Annotated in this window: 11 protein-coding genes; 9 read left to right on the plus strand and 2 right to left on the minus strand. The window is 71.9% G+C overall.

The annotated features are described in order from the left end of the window. Positions 1 to 116 precede the first annotated feature (116 nt). The 4 genes from ACH45N_RS05455 (at position 117) to ACH45N_RS05470 (ending at position 7,374) form a co-directional block, all read left to right on the plus strand. Positions 117 to 2,327 (plus strand): NADP-dependent isocitrate dehydrogenase, encoded by a 2,211-nt coding sequence (locus ACH45N_RS05455; protein WP_397391882.1) that lies wholly within the window; start codon positions 117 to 119, stop codon positions 2,325 to 2,327. A gap of 103 nt (positions 2,328 to 2,430) precedes the next feature. Then, positions 2,431 to 2,949, plus strand: a complete 519-nt coding sequence (locus ACH45N_RS05460; protein ID WP_397391884.1) for a hypothetical protein — start codon at positions 2,431 to 2,433, stop codon at positions 2,947 to 2,949. 85 nt (positions 2,950 to 3,034) lie between these two features. Next, a complete protein-coding gene (locus ACH45N_RS05465) occupies positions 3,035 to 6,643 on the plus strand; it encodes an ATP-binding cassette domain-containing protein (RefSeq protein ID WP_397391886.1) in 3,609 nt (1,202 codons plus the stop codon). Positions 6,644 to 6,762: 119 nt separating this feature from the next. Beyond that, positions 6,763 to 7,374, plus strand: coding sequence for a dihydrofolate reductase family protein (locus ACH45N_RS05470; RefSeq protein WP_397391888.1), 612 nt, complete (start codon positions 6,763 to 6,765; stop codon positions 7,372 to 7,374). 16 nt (positions 7,375 to 7,390) lie between these two features. Here ACH45N_RS05470 and ACH45N_RS05475 read toward each other — a convergent pair whose 3' ends face one another. After that, positions 7,391 to 8,869 carry an MFS transporter gene (locus ACH45N_RS05475; RefSeq protein ID WP_397391890.1) on the minus strand — a complete coding sequence of 493 codons (1,479 nt, stop codon included), beginning with the start codon at positions 8,867 to 8,869 and terminating at the stop codon, positions 7,391 to 7,393. A 23-nt stretch (positions 8,870 to 8,892) separates the two neighbouring features. Between ACH45N_RS05475 and ACH45N_RS05480 the strand changes: the two genes are divergently transcribed. From ACH45N_RS05480 to ACH45N_RS05500, 5 genes are all read left to right on the plus strand, one after another. Continuing rightward, entirely contained in the window at positions 8,893 to 9,339 is a 447-nt protein-coding gene (locus ACH45N_RS05480) for a GNAT family N-acetyltransferase (RefSeq protein ID WP_397391892.1), read from the plus strand. A gap of 119 nt (positions 9,340 to 9,458) precedes the next feature. Next, positions 9,459 to 14,960: a pullulanase-type alpha-1,6-glucosidase gene (pulA, locus tag ACH45N_RS05485; RefSeq protein WP_397391894.1), complete on the plus strand. Its 5,502-nt coding sequence runs from the start codon at positions 9,459 to 9,461 to the stop codon at positions 14,958 to 14,960. Between the two features lie 255 nt (positions 14,961 to 15,215). After that, positions 15,216 to 16,565 carry an extracellular solute-binding protein gene (locus tag ACH45N_RS05490; RefSeq protein ID WP_397391896.1) on the plus strand — a complete coding sequence of 450 codons (1,350 nt, stop codon included), beginning with the start codon at positions 15,216 to 15,218 and terminating at the stop codon, positions 16,563 to 16,565. Between the two features lie 4 nt (positions 16,566 to 16,569). Beyond that, complete coding sequence (locus tag ACH45N_RS05495; RefSeq protein WP_397391898.1) at positions 16,570 to 17,445, plus strand: carbohydrate ABC transporter permease; 876 nt, start codon at positions 16,570 to 16,572, stop codon at positions 17,443 to 17,445. Then, the gene (locus ACH45N_RS05500; protein ID WP_397391900.1) at positions 17,445 to 18,329 is read left to right on the plus strand and encodes a carbohydrate ABC transporter permease; all 885 of its coding nucleotides are present in this window, start codon (positions 17,445 to 17,447) and stop codon (positions 18,327 to 18,329) included. Before ACH45N_RS05495 ends, ACH45N_RS05500 begins: the two co-directional genes overlap by 1 nt. 70 nt (positions 18,330 to 18,399) lie before the next feature. Here the strand turns inward: ACH45N_RS05500 and ACH45N_RS05505 are convergent, their stop codons facing one another. After that, positions 18,400 to 18,624 (minus strand): hypothetical protein, encoded by a 225-nt coding sequence (locus ACH45N_RS05505; RefSeq protein WP_397391902.1) that lies wholly within the window; start codon positions 18,622 to 18,624, stop codon positions 18,400 to 18,402. Positions 18,625 to 18,882 lie beyond the last annotated feature (258 nt).

Genomic DNA, 18,882 nt, shown 5'->3' on the forward strand with positions numbered 1-18,882 from the left:
GTCTGACACGTCGGGGCGTGAAGTGCGTCTCGCAATTCAGGAGTGAGCAGGACCCTCAGGTATCTTGATATCGAGAGATCGGCACATTCCAACATCCCGGGGAGTCAGCCACACCCATGTCCAAGATCATCTATACCCACACGGACGAGGCCCCGCTTCTGGCGACGTACTCGTTCCTGCCGATCGTCTCGGCGTACGCGGCCAAGGCCGGTGTGGACGTCGAGACCCGCGACATCTCGCTCGCCGGCCGCATCATCGCCCAGTTCCCGGAGCGGCTCACGGAGGAGCAGCGCCAGGCGGACGCGCTCGCCGAGCTGGGTGAGCTGGCGAACGACCCGGCGGCCAACATCATCAAGCTGCCGAACATCTCGGCGTCGGTGCCCCAGCTCAAGGCGGCCGTCGCCGAGCTGCAGGCCCTCGGCTACGACCTGCCGGACTTCCCGGAGAGCGTCGAGACCGACGAGCAGAAGGACGCGCGCGAGCGCTACGGCCGCGTCATGGGTTCCGCCGTGAACCCGGTGCTGCGCCAGGGCAACTCGGACCGCCGCGCCCCCGCCTCGGTCAAGAACTACGCGAAGGCGCACCCGCACCGCATGGGTGCCTGGTCGGCCGACTCGAAGACCAACGTGGCCACCATGGGCCACGACGACTTCTTCTCCAACGAGAAGTCCGTGATCGTCGAGGCCGACGACACGCTGCGCATCGAGCACGTCGCCGACGACGGCACCGTGACCGTGCTCAAGGAGTCGCTGCCGGTGCTGGCCGGGGAGGTCGTGGACGGCACGTTCCTCGACGCCGCCGCGTTGGACGCCTTCCTCGCCGAGTCGATCGAGCGGGCCAAGGTCGAGGGCGTCCTCTTCTCGGTGCACCTCAAGGCCACGATGATGAAGGTCTCCGACCCGATCATCTTCGGCCACGTGGTCAGGGCCTTCTTCAAGCCCGTCTTCGACAAGTACGGCCAGGACCTGGCCGCCGCCGGCCTGTCGGCGAACGACGGCCTGGGCGGCATCTTCGCCGGCCTCGAGTCGCTGCCGAACGGCGCCGAGATCCGCGCCGCGTTCGACGCCGCGCTGGCCGACGGCCCGAAGATGGCCATGGTGAACTCCGACAAGGGCATCACCAACCTGCACGTCCCGTCGGACGTCATCGTCGACGCCTCGATGCCCGCCATGATCCGCATCGGCGGCCACATGTGGGGGCCGGACGGCGAGGAGGCCGACACCCTCGCGGTGATCCCCGACTCCTCCTACGCCGGGATCTACCAGACCGTCATCGACGACTGCCGCGTCAACGGCGCCCTCGACCCGGCCACGATGGGCTCCGTGCCCAACGTCGGCCTCATGGCGAAGGCGGCCGAGGAGTACGGCTCGCACGACAAGACGTTCGAGATCGCGACGGACGGCACCGTCCGCGTGGTCGACGGCTCCGGCGCCGTGCTCATCGAGCACGCCGTCCACGCCGGTGACATCTGGCGCGCCTGCCAGACCAAGGACGCCTCGATCCGCGACTGGATCAAGCTGGCCGTCACGCGCGCCCGGCTGTCGGAGACGCCCGCCGTCTTCTGGCTGAACTCCCGGCGCGCGCACGACGCCAACCTGATCCGCAAGATCGAGCAGTACCTGCCGGAGCACGACACCGAGGGCCTCGAGATCCACGTCATGGACCCGGCGGAGGCCACGGCGTTCTCGCTCGCGCGCATCCGCCAGGGCCTGGACACCATCTCGGTGACCGGCAACGTGCTGCGCGACTACAACACCGACCTGTTCCCGATCCTCGAGGTCGGCACGTCGGCCAAGATGCTCTCGATCGTGCCGCTGATGAACGGTGGCGGCCTGTTCGAGACCGGTGCCGGCGGCTCCGCGCCTAAGCACGTGCAGCAGCTCGTCGAGGAGGACTACCTGCGCTGGGACTCGCTCGGCGAGTTCTTCGCCCTCGCCGCGTCCTTCGAGCACCTCGCGGTGCGCGAGGGCAACGCCCGGGCCCAGGTCCTGGCCGACACCCTCGACCGTGCCACCGGCACGTTCCTCAACGAGGACCGCTCGCCGGGGCGTCGCCTGGGCACGATCGACAACCGCGGCTCGCACTTCTACCTCGCCCTGTACTGGGCGCAGGAGCTGGCCGGGCAGTCGGACGACGCCGAGCTGGCCGCCACGTTCAAGCCGCTCGCCGAGGCGCTGGCCGCGGGCGAGCAGGCCATCGTGGCCGAGCTCCTCGCCGTCCAGGGCAAGCCGGCCGACATCGGCGGCTACTACCGTCCGGACGACGCCAAGGCGTCCGCGGTGATGCGCCCGAGCGCCACCTTCAACGAGGCGATCGCGTCCCTCTGACGCTCCTGAGGGCGGGACGGCAGTGAGGAGGGGGTGAGTGGGAGTCCTGAGTCGGGTTCCCGCTCACCCCCTCCTCACACCCCCGACGAGGATCGGGCTCGCAGTGGGCGCGGTCGGGCTGGTGCTCTGTCTCACCTCCGCGTGCTCGGCCGACGCCGTGGAGGTGCGGCGTGCGGGCGACCCGGGTTCGAACGGGGTCATGTCGAGCGCAATGGGCGACATGAAGCGTGGTGAGCCCCTGTTCGTGGGCCTCATGAGCATCTGCGTGGCCGGGGTGGACGCCGGGACCGTCACCGGCGTGCGGGCCATCGACGCTGCCGACATGAGGGTGACCTCGTACACCGTGGTCCCGGGTGCGGCGGACGACGCGGCCGACCGCGGTTCGCTGGCACGAGCCGGATACGACGTGTCCGAGCATGTGGTGAGCGGCCGGTGCGGCAGTGCCGGGCTCGACGGCGTGTCGACGCTCCTCGTTGAGCTCGAACGCGAGGTCGACCAGAGCCGCACGCTCCAGGGATTCGAGGTGGACTGGGAAGCGGGCAACAGCAGCGGAACCTTCTCCTACCTGTATCAGGTCTCGATCTGCGCGCCGGAGGACGACGCCTGCACCGCCTTGCGATAGACGGGGCCCCTCCACCGTGACCTTCGTCGCTCCTGTGGAAAAAGAGGCGGGGAGTGTCGGTGTCCCGACGTAGCCTCGGGAAACGATGATCGACGCACCGCGCACCCCTGAGACCACGCCCGTTCCCGAGGCGTCGCCTCGTCCTGCGCCGACGACGCCGACCGACCCCGCACGCCGGCTCGACTGGCGCCGGCTGCGCGGCCCGGCCGCGGTCGTCGCGCTGCTCGCACTCACCGCGGGCGCCGTCGGCCTGGCACTCGGCACCGTCGCGGCCGGCCGGCTCGCCGCTGACGCGACCGTCCTCGGGCTCGTGCTGCTCGCCGTGTGCGTCGTCGGCGGTGCGGTGTTCGACGGCGTCGGCCAGGTGACCTGGGCGAGCGTCGTGGACCGCGCCGAGGGCAAGCTCCGCAGCGACCTGCTCAGCGCGGCCCTGCGCCAGCCGCTCGCCACGCTCTCCGAGCAGGCGGTCGGCGAGGTGCTCGACCGGGTCGACGACGACACGCACGCCGTCGGCACCCTCGTGCGGCGTCAGCTCTGGGGCGCCGGGCGCACCGTCGTCGGCGTCGTGCCGATGTGGATCATCGCCGGTATCACCTGGTGGCCGGCCTGGCTGCTGTTCCCCGTGCTGGGCGGCATCGTCGCCCTGCTCACCCGGCCGCTGCTCGGCGAGATCGCGCGCCGCAAGGTGATCGAGGAGGCCGCCTGGACCGACCACGCCGCCGCCTTCGAGGAGGCGGTCGCCGCGCGCAACGACCTGCGCACCAGCCTCGGCCAGGCGTTCGCGGTGCGCCGCGTCGCGCAGCTCTCGGCGATCGTGCACGAGAAGTTCCGCGCGGTGGTGCGGGTCGAGGAGCGACTGCTGCGGCGGGCCGGACTCGTGATGTACGCGCTGCTCGCCGGCACCGCGGTCACCTGTGCCGTCGTGGCCGCCGGGGGCGGCCTGTCGGTGCAGCAGCTCGTCACGCTGTTCCTGGTCACCGCGATGTTCGTGGGGCAGATGGACAACCTGGTGCACCACCTGCCGGACATCCAGGAGGGCCTCGGCGCGGTGCTGCGCATCCGGCAGATGCTGGAGGTCGAGCCCGAGCCCGAGGGCGGTGACGACCTCCCCGAGGGACCGCTCGGCCTCGAGCTGCGCGACCTGACCTTCGCCTACGACGAGGGCACGTTCGCCCTGAGCGGCGTGGACCTGGTGGTCCCCGCCGGCGAGACCGTGGCCCTCGTGGGGCGCACGGGCTCCGGCAAGTCGACGCTGGCCGCGCTGCTGTCGCGCGCCGTCGAGCCGGAGCGGGGCTCGGTGTTCCTCGGCGGCGCCGACGTGCGCGACCTGGACCTGCAGAAGCTGCGCGGCGCCGTGGGCGTGGTCACGCAGCGTACGGAGATCATCGCGGGCACGCTCGCCGAGAACATCGCGCTGTTCGCCGACGTGCCGCGCGCCGACATCGAGGCCGCGGTGCGCGAGCTCGGCCTCACCGACTGGACGGCCGGCCTGCCCGACGGGATCGACACTCTTCTCGGGCCTGGCGGAACCACGCTGTCGGCGGGGGAGGAGCAGCTCGTCGCGTTCGCGCGGCTGCTCGTGCGGCACGTGCAGCTCGTCGTGCTCGACGAGGCGACCGCGCGGATGGACCCGTTGACGGAGGCGCGCGTCGTCGCCGCGTCGGACCGGCTGCTCAGCGGGCGTACCGGCGTGCTCATCGCACACCGGCTCGGCACCATCGAGCGTGCCGGCCTGGTGGCGGTGCTCGACCACGGCCGCGTCGTGCAGCAGGGCCCCCGCGCGACGCTCGCCCGCACGCCCGGACCGTTCCGCTCGCTGCTGGAGGCCGGCGCGAGCGACGGCTCGCTGGACGAGTCGGCGGCGGCCGCCGCCGGGGTGCGCGGCCAGGCGGTCGCGGCTCCCGCGGACGGCGAGACGGACGCCCCCGCGCCCACCGACCGCGCGACCCGGCCCGACGCCGTCGGCGGCCGCCGACGGGCGGGCACCCCGCCCGACCTGACCCCGCCCGGGGACGGCCCGAGCCTCGCGCGCGGCGTGCTGCACGCGCTGTTCGTCCGCCCGAAGTGGGGCGTGTTCGGCGCGGTCCTGTTCCTCCTGGCGAGCCTCGTCGCGGCGCAGGGCGCGGTCAGCGGGTTCCTGTGGGGCCGCACGGTCGAGATCGTCGGCACCGGCGAACTGCCCGTCGGCCTGCTGGTCGCGCTCGCCGTGCTGCTGCTCCTGCAGCCGCTGTTCATCTCGCGCGCGCTGGGCGTGTACCCGCGCTGGTGGGTCGAGGTGCTGCTGCGCATCCGGATGTCGGTCATGCACGGCCAGACCCGGCAGTACCGGCTGCCCGCCACGCCGCCCGGCGAGGTGGTGGCCCGGTCCATGGACGCCGACCGGTTCGTGCGGTACGCCGACCGCTGGGTCGACTTCGTCAACGGCCTCGCGATCGTCGCGGTCACGGCCCTGATCAGCGGCACCTGGACCGCCGGCGCCGTGCTGCTCGCGGTCATGGTGGTCTCCGCGGCGGCCTCGGCCATCGGCCGGCCGATCGCCGGCCGTTCTGCCGCGGGGTCCTCGGCGGCTCGTGCGCGGTTCGGCAGGGCGCTCGTCTCGGCGCTCGACTCGGCGCGCACGGTCAAGCTCGCCGCCCGCACGCCCGACGTCCGCCGCCACCTCGGCGAGGTGGACTCGGGGCGGGTCAAGGCCGCGATCTTCGAGCACCGCGTGCAGGCCGTGCTCGACTCGGTGCCGCTGGTGACGCTCTACATCGGCGTCGTCGTGGCCTGGGGCTTCCTGCTGACCGGCACCTGGGACCTGGCCACCACACTCCTGGTCGCCAACGCCGTCACTGGCTTCGCCTGGTTCGGCGTGGTGGCGGGCGCCGTGGTCACCGAGGCACCGGGCACCCGCGCCTGGCAGGTCGCGACCGCCCGGTTCGCCGGCGGCACCGACCTGGTCTCGCGCCAGGAGGGCGTGGACCTGGTCACGGGTGTCGCCCCCGCCCCGGAGCCGACGCCGCGAGAGCCGCTCGACCGCCTGGAGCTGCGCCGGCTGACCGCAGTGCACGACGACGGCACGATCGGCGTCTCCGACGTCGACCTCGAGGTGCGCCGGGGTGAGCTCGTGCTGCTGCTCGGCCAGGTCGGCTCGGGCAAGTCGTCGCTGCTCTCCGCGCTGGCCGGGCTCATGGAGCACACCGGCCAGGTCCGGTGGAACGGCACCGAGGTGACGGACGCCCAGGCGTTCCTGCGCCCCGGCCAGGTGGCGCACGTGGCCCAGGTGCCGCGGGTGCTGTCCGGCTCGTTCTCCGAGAACGTGCAGCTCGACCACGCCCGCGACCTCGACGCCCCGGTCCAGGCGGCGCGCCTCGAGCAGGACATGCGGGACGCCGGCGGCCCGCACGCCCTCGTGGGGCACCGCGGCGTCCGGCTGTCCGGTGGTCAGGTGCAGCGGCTCGCGCTCGCGCGGGCGCTGGCGGCGGACACCGAGCTGCTCCTGGCGGACGACGTGTCCAGCGCCCTGGACGCCTCGACCGAGATCGAGCTGTGGGCCGCCCTGCGCGAGCGGGGCACCACGGTGGTCGGCGCGACCTCCAAGCGTGCGGCGCTCGCCCGCGCCGACCGCGTGGTCGTGCTCGTCGACGGCGCGGTGGCCGACGTCGGCCCGTGGTCGGGCCTCGCGCCGCGGTGGAGCCACCTCGCGGGCTGACCATCTCGCGGGCCGTACGGCGGGCGGGCAGACTCGTTGCCGGACGGGCGATGAGTCCGCCCGCCCGCCGTCGTCGGACCGGGGAGAGCCGCGGTGCGGCACCGACCGAGGAGAACCCCATGGCGAAGATCGTGTCCAGCCTGTTCATGTCGCTCGACGGCGTCGTCGAGCCGGACAAGGGCAACTGGCACTTCCCGTACTTCAACGACGAGCTCGGCGCGGCGGTCGACGAGACGCACACCGCGGACGTCTTCCTGTTCGGGCGGGTCACCTACGACTCGTTCGCGGGCGCCTGGCCGGAGCGCGAGGCGGCCGGAGGGGAGGACGCCGGGTTCGCCCGGCGCATCGGCGACGTCCGCAAGATCGTCGCGTCGCGCAGCCCGCTCGACCTCACCTGGCGCAACTCCGAGCAGCTCCGGGGCGACCTGGTCGAGGCCGTCACCGCGCTGAAGGCCGACCCCGCTATCGAGAAGATCGCTCTGTCGGGCTCGATCTCCGTGGTGCGCCAGCTCCTCGACGCCGACCTGCTCGACGAGCTGCACCTGTTCGTACACCCGGCCACGGCGGGCGGCGGCCTGAAGCTGTTCCAGGACGGCGACCCGTCCCGCCCCATGAAGCTCCTGTCGGCCACGCCTTTCCGCACCGGCCTGCTGCATCTGGTCTACACGCCCGACCCGAACCCGCCGACCGGCGGGTACGAGGAGGCCGTGGGCCAGCTCCCCGACGAGTGACGGAGCGGAGCCGCCGTCAGCGCGGCGGCTCCACCCGGTGCGGCAGCACGAACACCAGCAGGAACGCCACCACGGACAGCCCCGCGCTGGTCGCCATGGCCAGGGTCGCGCTGTGCGCGAACGCGTCGGCGACGATCTCCGGCGTCGGGCGGCCGGGCGGGAACGTGAGGGAGCCGAAGAGTACCGAGCCGACCACGGCGATGCCCGCCGCCGAGCCGATCCGCTGCATGGTGCCGATCACGCCGGACGCGGCCCCGGCCTCGTCGCGGTCGACCGTGGCGACGATGAACTGGGCGTTGGGCGCGATGAACAGGCCGCTGCCGATGCCCCCGATCAGCAGCGGGCCCGCGAGGTGCCAGTGGCTCAGGTCGCCGGTGGGGACCAGCCAGAGCACGAGCCACACCGAGACCAGGCCCACGGCCACCATGCCGGTGCCGATCACGAGCACGGTGCGGCCCAGGCGGTGGGACAGCCGCTCGCTCTGCGACGCGCCCGCGATCGACCCGATGGCGAACGGCACCGACACGAGGCCCGAGGCCAGCGCGGAGTGGCCCAGCCCGGACTGCCAGAAGATCGAGATGGTGAAGAAGATGCTGGTGAACGCCGCGAAGTAGACCAGCGCGAGGATCACGCCACCGGAGAACGCGGGGTGCGAGAACAGGTGCGGCGGCACCAGCGGGCTGCCGCTGCGGGCCGCGACCCGGCGCTCCCAGAACGCGAATGCGACGAGCAGCAGCAAGCCGGCCGCCAGGCACGCGAAGGTCCACCACGGCCAGCCGGCGTCCTCGCCCTCGATGAGCGGCACCAGGATCGCGACGAGCGCCACCGAGACCAGCAGCAGCCCGACGACGTCGACCCCGCGCGCGGCACCCCCGACGACGATCCGCGGCAGCAGCATGACCGCCGCGACCACCGCGATGACGCCGAACGGCAGGTTGACGAAGAAGATGGAGCGCCAGCCCTCGTTCTCGCCGAACGCCTCGATGAGCAGGCCGCCGATGATCGGTCCGAGGGCGGTCGAGAACCCGATGGCCGCGCCCATCACCGCGAACGCCTTGCCGCGCGTGCGGCCGGTGAACATGAGCTGGATCAGCGCCGTCACGGCGGGGAAGAAGATGCCGCCGCACAGGCCCTGCACCACGCGGGCCACGATGAGCTCGGTGGCCCCGTGGGCCAGGCCGCACCAGAGGCTGGCGAGTGTGAACCCGGCCAGGCCCACGACGAAGACCCACTTGTGCCCCACCCGGTCGCCCACGCGCCCGGCGGGGATCAGGGCCAGGCCGTAGGCCAGCGCGTACCCGGAGATGATCCAGGAGAGCGTGCCCTCCGAGGCGTCGAGCGAGACGCGGATCGTCGGCAGCGCGACGTTGACGATGGTGGTGTCGAGCAGGGCCATCGAGACGCCGAGGATGAGCACCCCGAGTGCGAGCCAGGAGCTGCGCGGGGGTGCGCCCGATGCGTCGTCCTGGGCCGCGGGGGTCGGGGAGGTGGTCACAGGCAAGAGCCTAGGGTGGCGCCATGGAACTGACCTTTCGTGAAGCTGGACGGGACGACCTCGAACGGATCGTCGAGCTCATCGCCGACGACGCCGTCGCGGCCACCCGGACCGGTACGTACGGCGCGGCGCACGTCGCGGGTTTCGAGGCCGTCGCGGCGAGCCCGGACAACGAGCTCGTCGTCGCGGAGTCCGACGGCGCGGTGATCGGCGTCATGCAGCTCACGTTCATCCCCGGGATCTCCCGCAACGGTGCGTCCCGGCTCCTGGTGGAGGCCGTACGGGTGGACCGGGCGCTGCGCGGGCAGGGCATCGGCCGCCTGATGATGGAGCACGCCCACGAGCGCGGCCGGGCGCGTGGCTGCGCGCTGGCCCAGCTCACGTCCGACAAGCAGCGGCCGGACGCGCACCGCTTCTACCGGAACCTCGGCTACGAGCAGTCGCACGAGGGTTTCAAGCTCCCGCTCTGACCGCGGCGGATATTTCGCGGGCCGCACGAACCGGTCACTCCGGACGCTTGCTGCAAGGTTCTGCAAGCGTTACAGTCGCGCTCGGACCACACGGGTCCCGGACGACGAAGGGGTCATCCATGTCTCGCACCGCGCGCCCGCGCTCGGCTCATCCCCGCCCGGCCCGTGGGCCGGCCGCCCGACAGCGTGCGGGGGCGGGGCTGGCCGCCGTCGCCCTGCTGGCCTCCCTCGGGCTCGCGGCCTCGACGTCGGCGGCCGTGGCCGACGTCGCGCCGCAGGCCGCCGGGGACCGCACCGCCGCCCTGGTCGGCAGTCTCCAGGACGAGCTCGGCTGCGCCGCCGACTGGGACCCGGCGTGCGCCGCCACGGAGCTCGTCGCCCAGGGCGACGGCACCTTCGTGGCCGAGTTCGAGGTCCCCGCGGGCACCTACGAGTACAAGGTCGCCCTGGACGACGCGTGGGACGAGTCGTACGGGCGTGACGGCGGCGCCGAGAACGCGCCCCTGCACCTGGCGGGGCCCGCGACCGTCCGCGTCTCCTACGACGACACGACCCACCGCACCGCGCTGACCCCGCTCACCCTGGCCGGGGACTACGCCGCGGCGGACGACGCCCTCGTCCACGACCCCGTGCGCCAGCCGGGCAGCGACGAGCGCTTCTACTTCGTGATGACCGACCGGTTCGCCGACGGCGACCCGGCCAACAACGAGGGCGGCCTCGACGGCGACCGGCTCACGACCGGCTTCGACCCGACCGACAAGGGCTTCTACCAGGGCGGCGACCTCGCGGGACTGCGGCAGAACCTCGACTACATCGAGGACCTGGGCACCACCGCGATCTGGCTGACCCCGAGCTTCCTCAACCGGCCCGTGCAGGGCTCCGGCGCGGACGTCAGCGCCGGCTACCACGGTTACTGGATCACGGACTTCACGCGGATCGACCCGCACCTGGGCACCAACGAGGAGCTGGCGGCGCTGATCGACGACGCCCACGCCCGCGGGCTCAAGGTCTACTTCGACATCATCACCAACCACACGGCCGACGTCGTCGACTACACCGAGGGCACCTACGACTACGTGGACCAGGCGACCACCCCGTACCGGGACGCCGCCGGCACCCCGTTCGACCCCGCCGACTTCGCCGGCACGGGCGACTTCCCGGAGCTCGACGCCGCGACCAGCTTCCCGTACACGCCCGTCGTCGACCCGGCCGACCAGGACGTCAAGGTCCCGGCCTGGCTCAACGACCCCACGCTCTACCACAACCGGGGCAACTCGACGTGGGAGGGCGAGTCGGTCACGTACGGCGACTTCAGCGGCCTCGACGACCTCATGACCGAGCACCCGCGCGTGGTGGACGGCTTCGAGGAGATCTACCAGGCGTGGATCGACCTGGGCATCGACGGCTTCCGCATCGACACGGTCAAGCACGTGAACTTCGAGTTCTGGGAGGAGTGGTCCACCGAGATCCAGGACTACGCCCGCGCGCAGGGCAAGGACGAGTTCTTCACGTTCGGCGAGGTGTACGACGCCGACGCCGCCAAGACCTCCCCGTACGTGCGCCGCACCGACATGAGCTCCGTGCTCGACTTCTCCTTCCAGTCGGCCGCCACGAGCTACGCCAGCGGCAACAGCGCCCAGCGGCTGGCGGACCTGTACGCCTCCGACGACCTGTACACGACGCCGCACAGCAGTGCGTCCGCGCTGCCGACGTTCCTCGGCAACCACGACATGGGCCGCGTCGGGTACATGCTGGCGGGCGCCGAGAACCCGCTGGAGCGCGACGAGCTGGCGCACGAGCTCATGTACCTCACGCGCGGCCAGCCCGTCGTCTACTACGGCGACGAGCAGGGCTTCGCGGGCACGGGCGGCGACAAGGACGCCCGGCAGACCCTCTTCGCCACGCAGGTGGACGAGTACGCCGACCAGCCCCTGGTCACCGGCGAGCAGGCCGGCAGCGTGGACCGCTACGCCACCGACGCGCCGCTCTACGAGCACATCGCGGCCCTGGCCGACCTCCGCGAGGAGCACCCGGCCCTGGCCACCGGCGCGCAGATCGAGCGCTACGCCGAGGACGGCGCGGGCGTCTACGCCTTCTCCCGCGTCGACCGCGCCGAGCGGGTCGAGCACCTGGTCGCCGCCAACAACGCGGCCCAGCAGCGCACCGTCACGTTCGACACGCTCACGCCGGGCGCGTCGTATGCCCCGCTGTACGGCACCGACACCCCGGTCACGGCCGACGCCGACGGCGCGGTCACGCTGACCGTCCCCGCGCGCTCCGCGATCGTGCTGGTCGCGGACCGCACGGTGGGCGCCGACTCGGCCGGCATCGCCGCCGTCGTCCCCGGGACGAGCGCCCGGCCGGGCGCCGCGGTGACCGGTGTGGCCCCCGTGGCCGCCGGGATCGACGACGCCTGGGCGGAGACCTCGTTCGCCTGGCGTGCCGTGGGCACCGAGGAGTGGCACGACCTCGGCACCGCCGAGGACACCTCCCCGCGCGTCTTCCACGACGTGTCGGCGAACGGCGCGGACCTGCCCGAGGGCACGCTGGTCGAGTACCGCGCGGTCACGCGCGACGCCGACGGCGACCGTTCTGCCGCCAGCTCGTACGCGTCGGTGGGTGTGGACGTGAGCGGCGTCGTCGACGACCCCACGGACCCCGACATCGACCTGGTCACGGTGCCCGGCTCGCACAACAGCGAGATGGGCTGCGCCGGCGACTGGACCCCGGACTGCGAGGCCGCGCGCCTCACCCTCGCCGACGACGGCACCTACACCGGCACGTTCGAGCTGCCCGCCGGGTCCTACGAGTTCAAGGTGGCGATCAACGGCTCCTGGGCCGAGAACTACGGGGCCGACGGGGTGCGGGACGGCGCGAACATCGCCTACTCCACGGGCGGCGGCCCGGTCACCTTCACCTGGGACCCGGAGACGAAGATGCCGTCGGTCGCGGTCGGCACGCCCGGCACCCCGGGAGAGGGGCAGCAGGCCGCGCACTGGGTGCGCGAGGGGCTCGTCCTGGTCCCGGCCGCCGGCTTCGGTTCGGGGGACACCTGGGCGCTGGAGACGGACACGGCGTCGTACGCCCTGACACCGGCGGGCGGCACGGGCGACGTGCCCGCGGACGTCGCCGCGGACGTCCCGCACCTGGCCGGCCACCTCGCCCTGGAGGCCGAGGGCCTGAGCCGCGCCGCGGCGACGTCGGCCCTGACGGGGGCGCTGCGCGTGACCCGGCACGACGGCGAGACCCTGACCGCCGCCACCGGCGTGCAGATCCCCGGCGTGCTGGACGACCTGTTCGCGACCCAGCGCACGCTCGGCGTGACCTGGCAGGGGAGCAGGAAGGCCTCGTTCGCGCTCTGGGCCCCCACGGCCCGCGCCGTGACGCTCCAGGCCTGGCCCGCGGGCACGGCGCTCGACGCCGAGCCGCGCACCTTCGCGATGACCCGGCAGAAGGACGGCGCCTGGACGCTCTACGGCGGTCGCGTCGACCGCCGGCTCGACTGGCAGGGCGCCCGCTACCGCTACGCCGTCGAGGTGTACGTGCCGAGCACCGGCCAGGTCGAGACCAACGTGGTGACCGACCCCTACTCGGTGGGCCTCACGCTCGACTCGACCCACTCGGTCGCCGTCGACCTCGACGACAAGGCATGGCAGCCCAAGGTCTGGCGCACCACGCCCGCGCCGCGGGTGCGGCGCGCCGTGGACCAGACCATCTACGAGCTGCACGTGCGCGACTTCTCGAGCTCCGACGAGACCGTCCCCGCGCGCCTGCGCGGCACCTACGGCGCGTTCGGGGTCAAGGGCTCGGACGGCATGAGGCACCTGCGCTCGCTGGCGGACGCCGGGCTGACGACCGTGCACCTGCTGCCCACGTTCGACATCGCGTCGATCCCCGAGGACCGGGCCGACCAGGCCACCACGGGCGACCTGTCCGGGTTCGCGCCCGACGGCACGGAGCAGCAGGCCGCCGTCGCCGAGGTGCAGGGGAGCGACGCCTTCAACTGGGGCTACGACCCGTACCACTTCATGACCCCGGAGGGTTCCTACGCCGTGCAGGCCGAGGGCGGGGAGCGCGTGGCCGAGTTCCGCTCGATGGTCGGCAACCTGCACGGCGCCGGGCTCCAGGTCGTGCTGGACCAGGTGTTCAACCACACCGCGGCGTCGGGCCAGGACCCGAGGTCGGTGCTGGACCGCGTGGTGCCGGGCTACTACCACCGGCTGAACGTGACCACGGGCGCGGTCGAGACCAGCACGTGCTGCCAGAACGTCGCCACCGAGCACGCCATGGCGAGCAAGCTGATGGTGGACTCCGTGGTCACCTGGGCCCGCGACTACCACGTGGACGGGTTCCGGTTCGACCTGATGGGGCACCACTCCCGCGAGAACATGGAGGCCGTGCGGGCGGGGCTCGACGCGCTCACGCTGCGGCGCGACGGGGTGGACGGCAAGAGCGTGTACCTCTACGGCGAGGGCTGGGACTTCGGCGAGGTCGCGGGCAACGCCCGCTTCGAGCAGGCCACGCAGGGCCAGCTCGGGGGCACCGGGATCGGCACGTTCAGCGACCGCCTGCGCGACGCCGTCCACGGCGGCTCGCCCGTCGACGGCTCGTCCCTGTTCACGCAGGGCTTCGGCACGGGCCTGTTCACCGACCCGAACGGCCGGGACGCGCGGCTGGACGACCCGGCGTCGGTCAACGACGGCGGCGCCGACGAGGCCGCCGACCTGGCGCACCAGACCGATCTCGTGAAGCTCGGGCTGGCCGGCAACCTGCGCGCCTACGAGGTCACGACCTCGACGGGGGAACGGGTCCGGGGCGACGAGCTCGACTACCGGGGCGCGCCCGCGGGCTACGCGGACTCGCCGGAGGAGGTCGTCACGTACGTGGACGCGCACGACAACGAGACGCTGTTCGACCTGCTCGCCCTCAAGCTGCCGGCGGACACCACGATGTCGGACCGGGTGCGGATGAACACGGTCTCGCTGGCCACGGCGGCGCTGTCGCAGTCGCCCTCGTTCTGGCACGCGGGCACCGACCTGCTGCGCTCCAAGTCCCTGGACCGCAACTCGTTCGACTCGGGCGACTGGTTCAACACGATCGACTGGTCGGGACAGGACAACGGGTTCGGCCGCGGCCTGCCGATGGCGGCCGACAACGAGGACAAGTGGCCGTACCAGCGGCCCCTGCTCGCCGACGCCGCGCTCAAGCCGGACGCCGACGACATCGGGTTCTCCGCGGACCAGGCGCGCGAGCTGCTGGAGCTGCGGCACTCGACCGAGCTGTTCCGGCTGGGCTCGGCCCAGCTGATCCAGCAGAAGGTGACGTTCCCGGGTTCCGGGCCGGACGCCGTTCCCGGCGTGATCACGATGTCGATCGACGACCGCGCGGGCCGAGCCGACGTCGACCGCAAGCTGGACGGCGTGCTCGTGGTGTTCAACGCGTCGCCGGACGCGGCCACGGTCGAGGTGCCCGAGCTCGCCGGCCGGGACTACGCGCTCTCGCGCATCCAGGCGCGCGGGGCGGACGCCGTCGTCCGGCAGACCACCTGGGGACGCGCCGCGGGCTCGGTCACGGTCCCGCCCCGGACGGTGGCGGTCCTGACGGACCCCGAGGGTCGCTGAGGGCCTGAGTGAACACCGGGGGCCACTGAGAGATCACTGAGCAGCCGCTCACCTGGCGGGCGGCGACCGTAGCTCGCGGAGTTGCGGCCGCCGCCCGCCTGCTGAGTACCCGCTCAGCTGTCTTCCCCGGGCAGCGGGGGTGACAGCGCTGACAATTGTTCGGCGGAGTCCCTTGACTCGGACCCGCCAGGGGTGAATCGTGTGCGTCAGTTGGTCCGGCGACGTAGCCGGCCTCGCACGACGCAAGGGAGCTTCATGCGCACGGCACGATTCCTCATCGCACCCGTCACCGCGGCGGCACTCGCCCTCTCGCTCGGTGCCTGTGGCTCCGGTGGAGGCGGCTCGGACTCCTCCACGATCAAGGTGGCCTACCAGAAGTTCGGCAACTTCACGCAGGCCGACGAGCTGTTCAAGGACGTCAAGGCCGACTACGAGAAGGCCAACCCCGACATCACCGTCGAGCTGGTGCCCATCGAGGCCCAGCAGAACGACTACTTCACCAAGCTCGCCCTGATGAACCGGTCGCCCAGCACCGCGCCGGACGTCATGTACGAGGACACGTACATGATCAAGTCCGACGTCGAGGCCGGGTACCTGGCGCCGCTCGACGACTACCTGGCCGAGTGGGACGAGTGGGAGCAGTTCGTCGACAGCGCCAAGGAGGCGGGCGCGGGCGACGACGGCAAGACCTACGGCGTCTCCATGGGCACCGACACGCGCGGCCTGTGGTTCAACAAGGACGTGCTCGCCAAGGCGGGCCTGCCCGAGGACTGGGCGCCGAAGTCGTGGGACGAGCTCCTGGAGGCGGCCCGGGCCATCAAGGAGTCCGACCCCGACGTGGTCCCGTTCAACATGTACTCCGGCAAGCCCCAGGGTGAGGCCGCGGTGATGCAGGGGTTCGAGATGCTGCTGTACGGCACTGGCGACACCCTCTACGAAGACGGCAAGTGGGTGCTGGGCTCGCAGGGCTTCGTCGACAGCCTCGACTTCATCACCACCGTGTTCGGCGAGGGGCTCGCGCCCACGCCGCAGCAGGCGCTCGACACCAACATCGGCAACACCGTGCAGGCCGAGTGGCTGCCCGAGGGCAAGGTCGGCATCGCGCTCGACGGCTCCTGGGTGGCGGGCAACTGGCTCGAGTCCGGCGTCGCGCCGTGGCCCGAGTGGTCCGAGAAGATGGGCACCGCCCCGATGCCCACCCAGGACGGTTCCGACCCGGGTGCCGTGAGCATGTCGGGCGGCTGGACCCTCGCGATGGGCTCCGGCTCCAAGAACCCGGACGCCGCGTTCGAGTTCATCTCGATGGCGCTGAACCGCGAGAACTCCCTCTGGTTCGACGTCGCGAACAGCCAGATCGCGGTCCGGACCGACGTCGCCGAGGACCCGGAGTACACGGCGACCAACCCGACCACCGAGTTCTTCACCGGCCTCGTCGACGTGACTAACTTCCGGCCCGCGACGTCCGACTACCCGAAGGTCTCCAACGAGATCATGGTCGCGATGGAGGCCGTGATGACCGGTCAGCAGACGCCGGAGGAGGCGGCCGCCGCCTACGACGAAGCGGTGATCGGCATCGTCGGCGAAGAGAACACGGTCCAGGGCTGACCTGATGGCCGTCACGTCCCGCGGCGTGGCGCGGGTGGTTCCGCTCGCGCCCGCCGTCGTCCTGCTCGCCCTGTTCATGCTGGGCCCCGTGGTCTGGTCGTTCTACGGCTCGTTCACCAACGCCGCCCTGACCGGGCCTGCCGCCCTGAACCCGGAGTGGATCGGGTTCGACAACTACGCGGCGCTGATCGGCGACCCGGACTTCCCCAAGTCGCTGTGGCTCACCGTCGTGTTCGTGTTCCTGTCCGCGGTCGTCGGGCAGAACGTGATGGGCATCCTGCTCGCCGGGCTGCTCCGCTCGGCGGTCAGGCCGGTGCGCTCGATCGCCTCGACGGTCGTCGTGGCCGCGTGGGTGCTGCCCGAGATTGTGGCGGCCTTCGCCGCGTACGCGTTCTTCCACTCCGAGGGCACGCTCAACACGCTGCTCGGCGGCCTCGGGATCACCGGGCCGGACTGGCTCTACTCGACCCCGATGCTCGCGGTGATCCTCGCCAACATCTGGCGCGGCACGGCCTTCTCGATGATGGTCTACTCGGCCGCGCTCGCCGAGGTGCCGCCCGAGCTCACCGAGGCCGCCCAGCTCGACGGCGCCAACGGGCTGCAGCGGCTCGCCTGGGTGACCCTGCCCGTCATCCGGCGCAGCATCTCGACCAACCTGATGCTGACCACGCTGCAGACGCTGTCGGTGTTCACGCTGATCTACGTGATGACCGGCGGCGGTCCCGGCACGGACAGCTCGACCCTGCCGATCCTGGCCTACCAGGAGGCGTTCAAGTTCGCGCAGGTCGGCTACGGCACGGCCATCGCGACCGTGATGATCATCGTGGGCGGGATCTTCTCCGTGATCTACATCCGCGCGCTCCGACCGGAGGTGGACTGATGACGGACACGATGACGAGGCCCGCGGCGCCGGCCCGGAGCGGGGCCGGCTCGCTGGCCGCGCCCCGCGGCACGGCGACCAAGGTGGCCGCGAACGTGGTGCTGCTCGTGATCGCCCTGTGCTTCGTGCTCCCGATGGCGTGGGTGGTCGTCGCGTCGTTCGACGCGCAGGCGACGCTCTCCTTCGGGCTGCCCGACGCCGTGACCACCGCGAACTTCGCGGCGATCATGACGCCGGAGCTCACCTGGCTGCCGCTGTGGAACGCGTTCGTGCTGTCCGCGGGGTCCGGGGCGATCACGGTGGTGGTCGCGGTGCTCGCGGCGTACCCCCTGTCGCGCTACCGCATGCGGTTCGGCAAGTACTTCCTGTACTCGGTGCTGTTCGGCACCTGCCTGCCGATCACGGCGATCATGGTCCCCGTCTACGCCCTGTTCGTGCAGCTCAACCTGCTCGACTCGCTGCCGGGAACCATCTTCTTCATGGCGGCCACCTCGCTGCCCATGGCGATCTGGATGACCAAGAACTTCATGGACTCGGTGCCGATCTCGCTGGAGGAGGCGGCGTGGACCGAGGGGGCGTCCGCGATGCAGGCGCTGCGCCGCGTGGTGCTGCCGCTCATGCGGCCGGGCATCGCGGTGGTGTTCATCTTCGTGTTCGTGCAGGCCTGGGGGAACTTCTTCGTCCCGTTCGTGCTGCTGCTCTCCCCGGAGAAGCAGCCGGCGGCCGTGAGCATCTTCGCGTTCTTCGGCCAGTACGGGTCGGTTGCCTACGGGCAGCTCGCCGCGTACTCGCTGCTCTACGCCGCCCCGGTGCTCGGCCTGTACGTGCTGGTCACCCGCATCTCGGGCTCGGCCTTCGCCCTGGCGGGCGCGGTCAAGGGCTGACGCCGGCGCTCCGGCCGGTTCATTCGGGTGATCGGCAGATTGTCAGGTGATCGGCAGCTCGGACTGCCGATCACCTGACGATCTGCCGATCACTCGCCCGAGCCGGGAACACCGCCTTCTTCTCCGTCATCGCGCGCAGGTCATCGCGAACGACGTCGCACGCCGATGGGCCGGCAACAGCCGCCGCCATGAGATAGATGCCGTCGGCGCCGTTCCGTGCGGCACGCATCGACTCGTCGACCCACGCATGCAGGTGGAAGTAGCGGACGTCGGGCGTGGTTGGTTCAGCGGGCATTCGGCAATCTTCGTGCACCACTGCGACCACCGCGCGTCAAATGACTGTTGCGTATACGCAACGACTCAAAGTCACTACTAGCCGCACCTTCGCCAGCGCCGGACGGCCAGCAGAGATGACTGACGTCGGCATGCCGGGTAGTCGAACGTAGAGTTGGGGGCGTGAATGGGGGGCCCGGAGGGGCCCAAACAAACGGAAGGGGGGGGCGCGGGGGGGGGGGGGGGGGCGCCGGGCGGGGCCCGCGGCCGCCCGCGCGGG

It is taken from the genome of Promicromonospora sp. NPDC019610, from assembly GCF_044389365.1.
GTDB lineage: Bacteria > Actinomycetota > Actinomycetes > Actinomycetales > Cellulomonadaceae > Promicromonospora.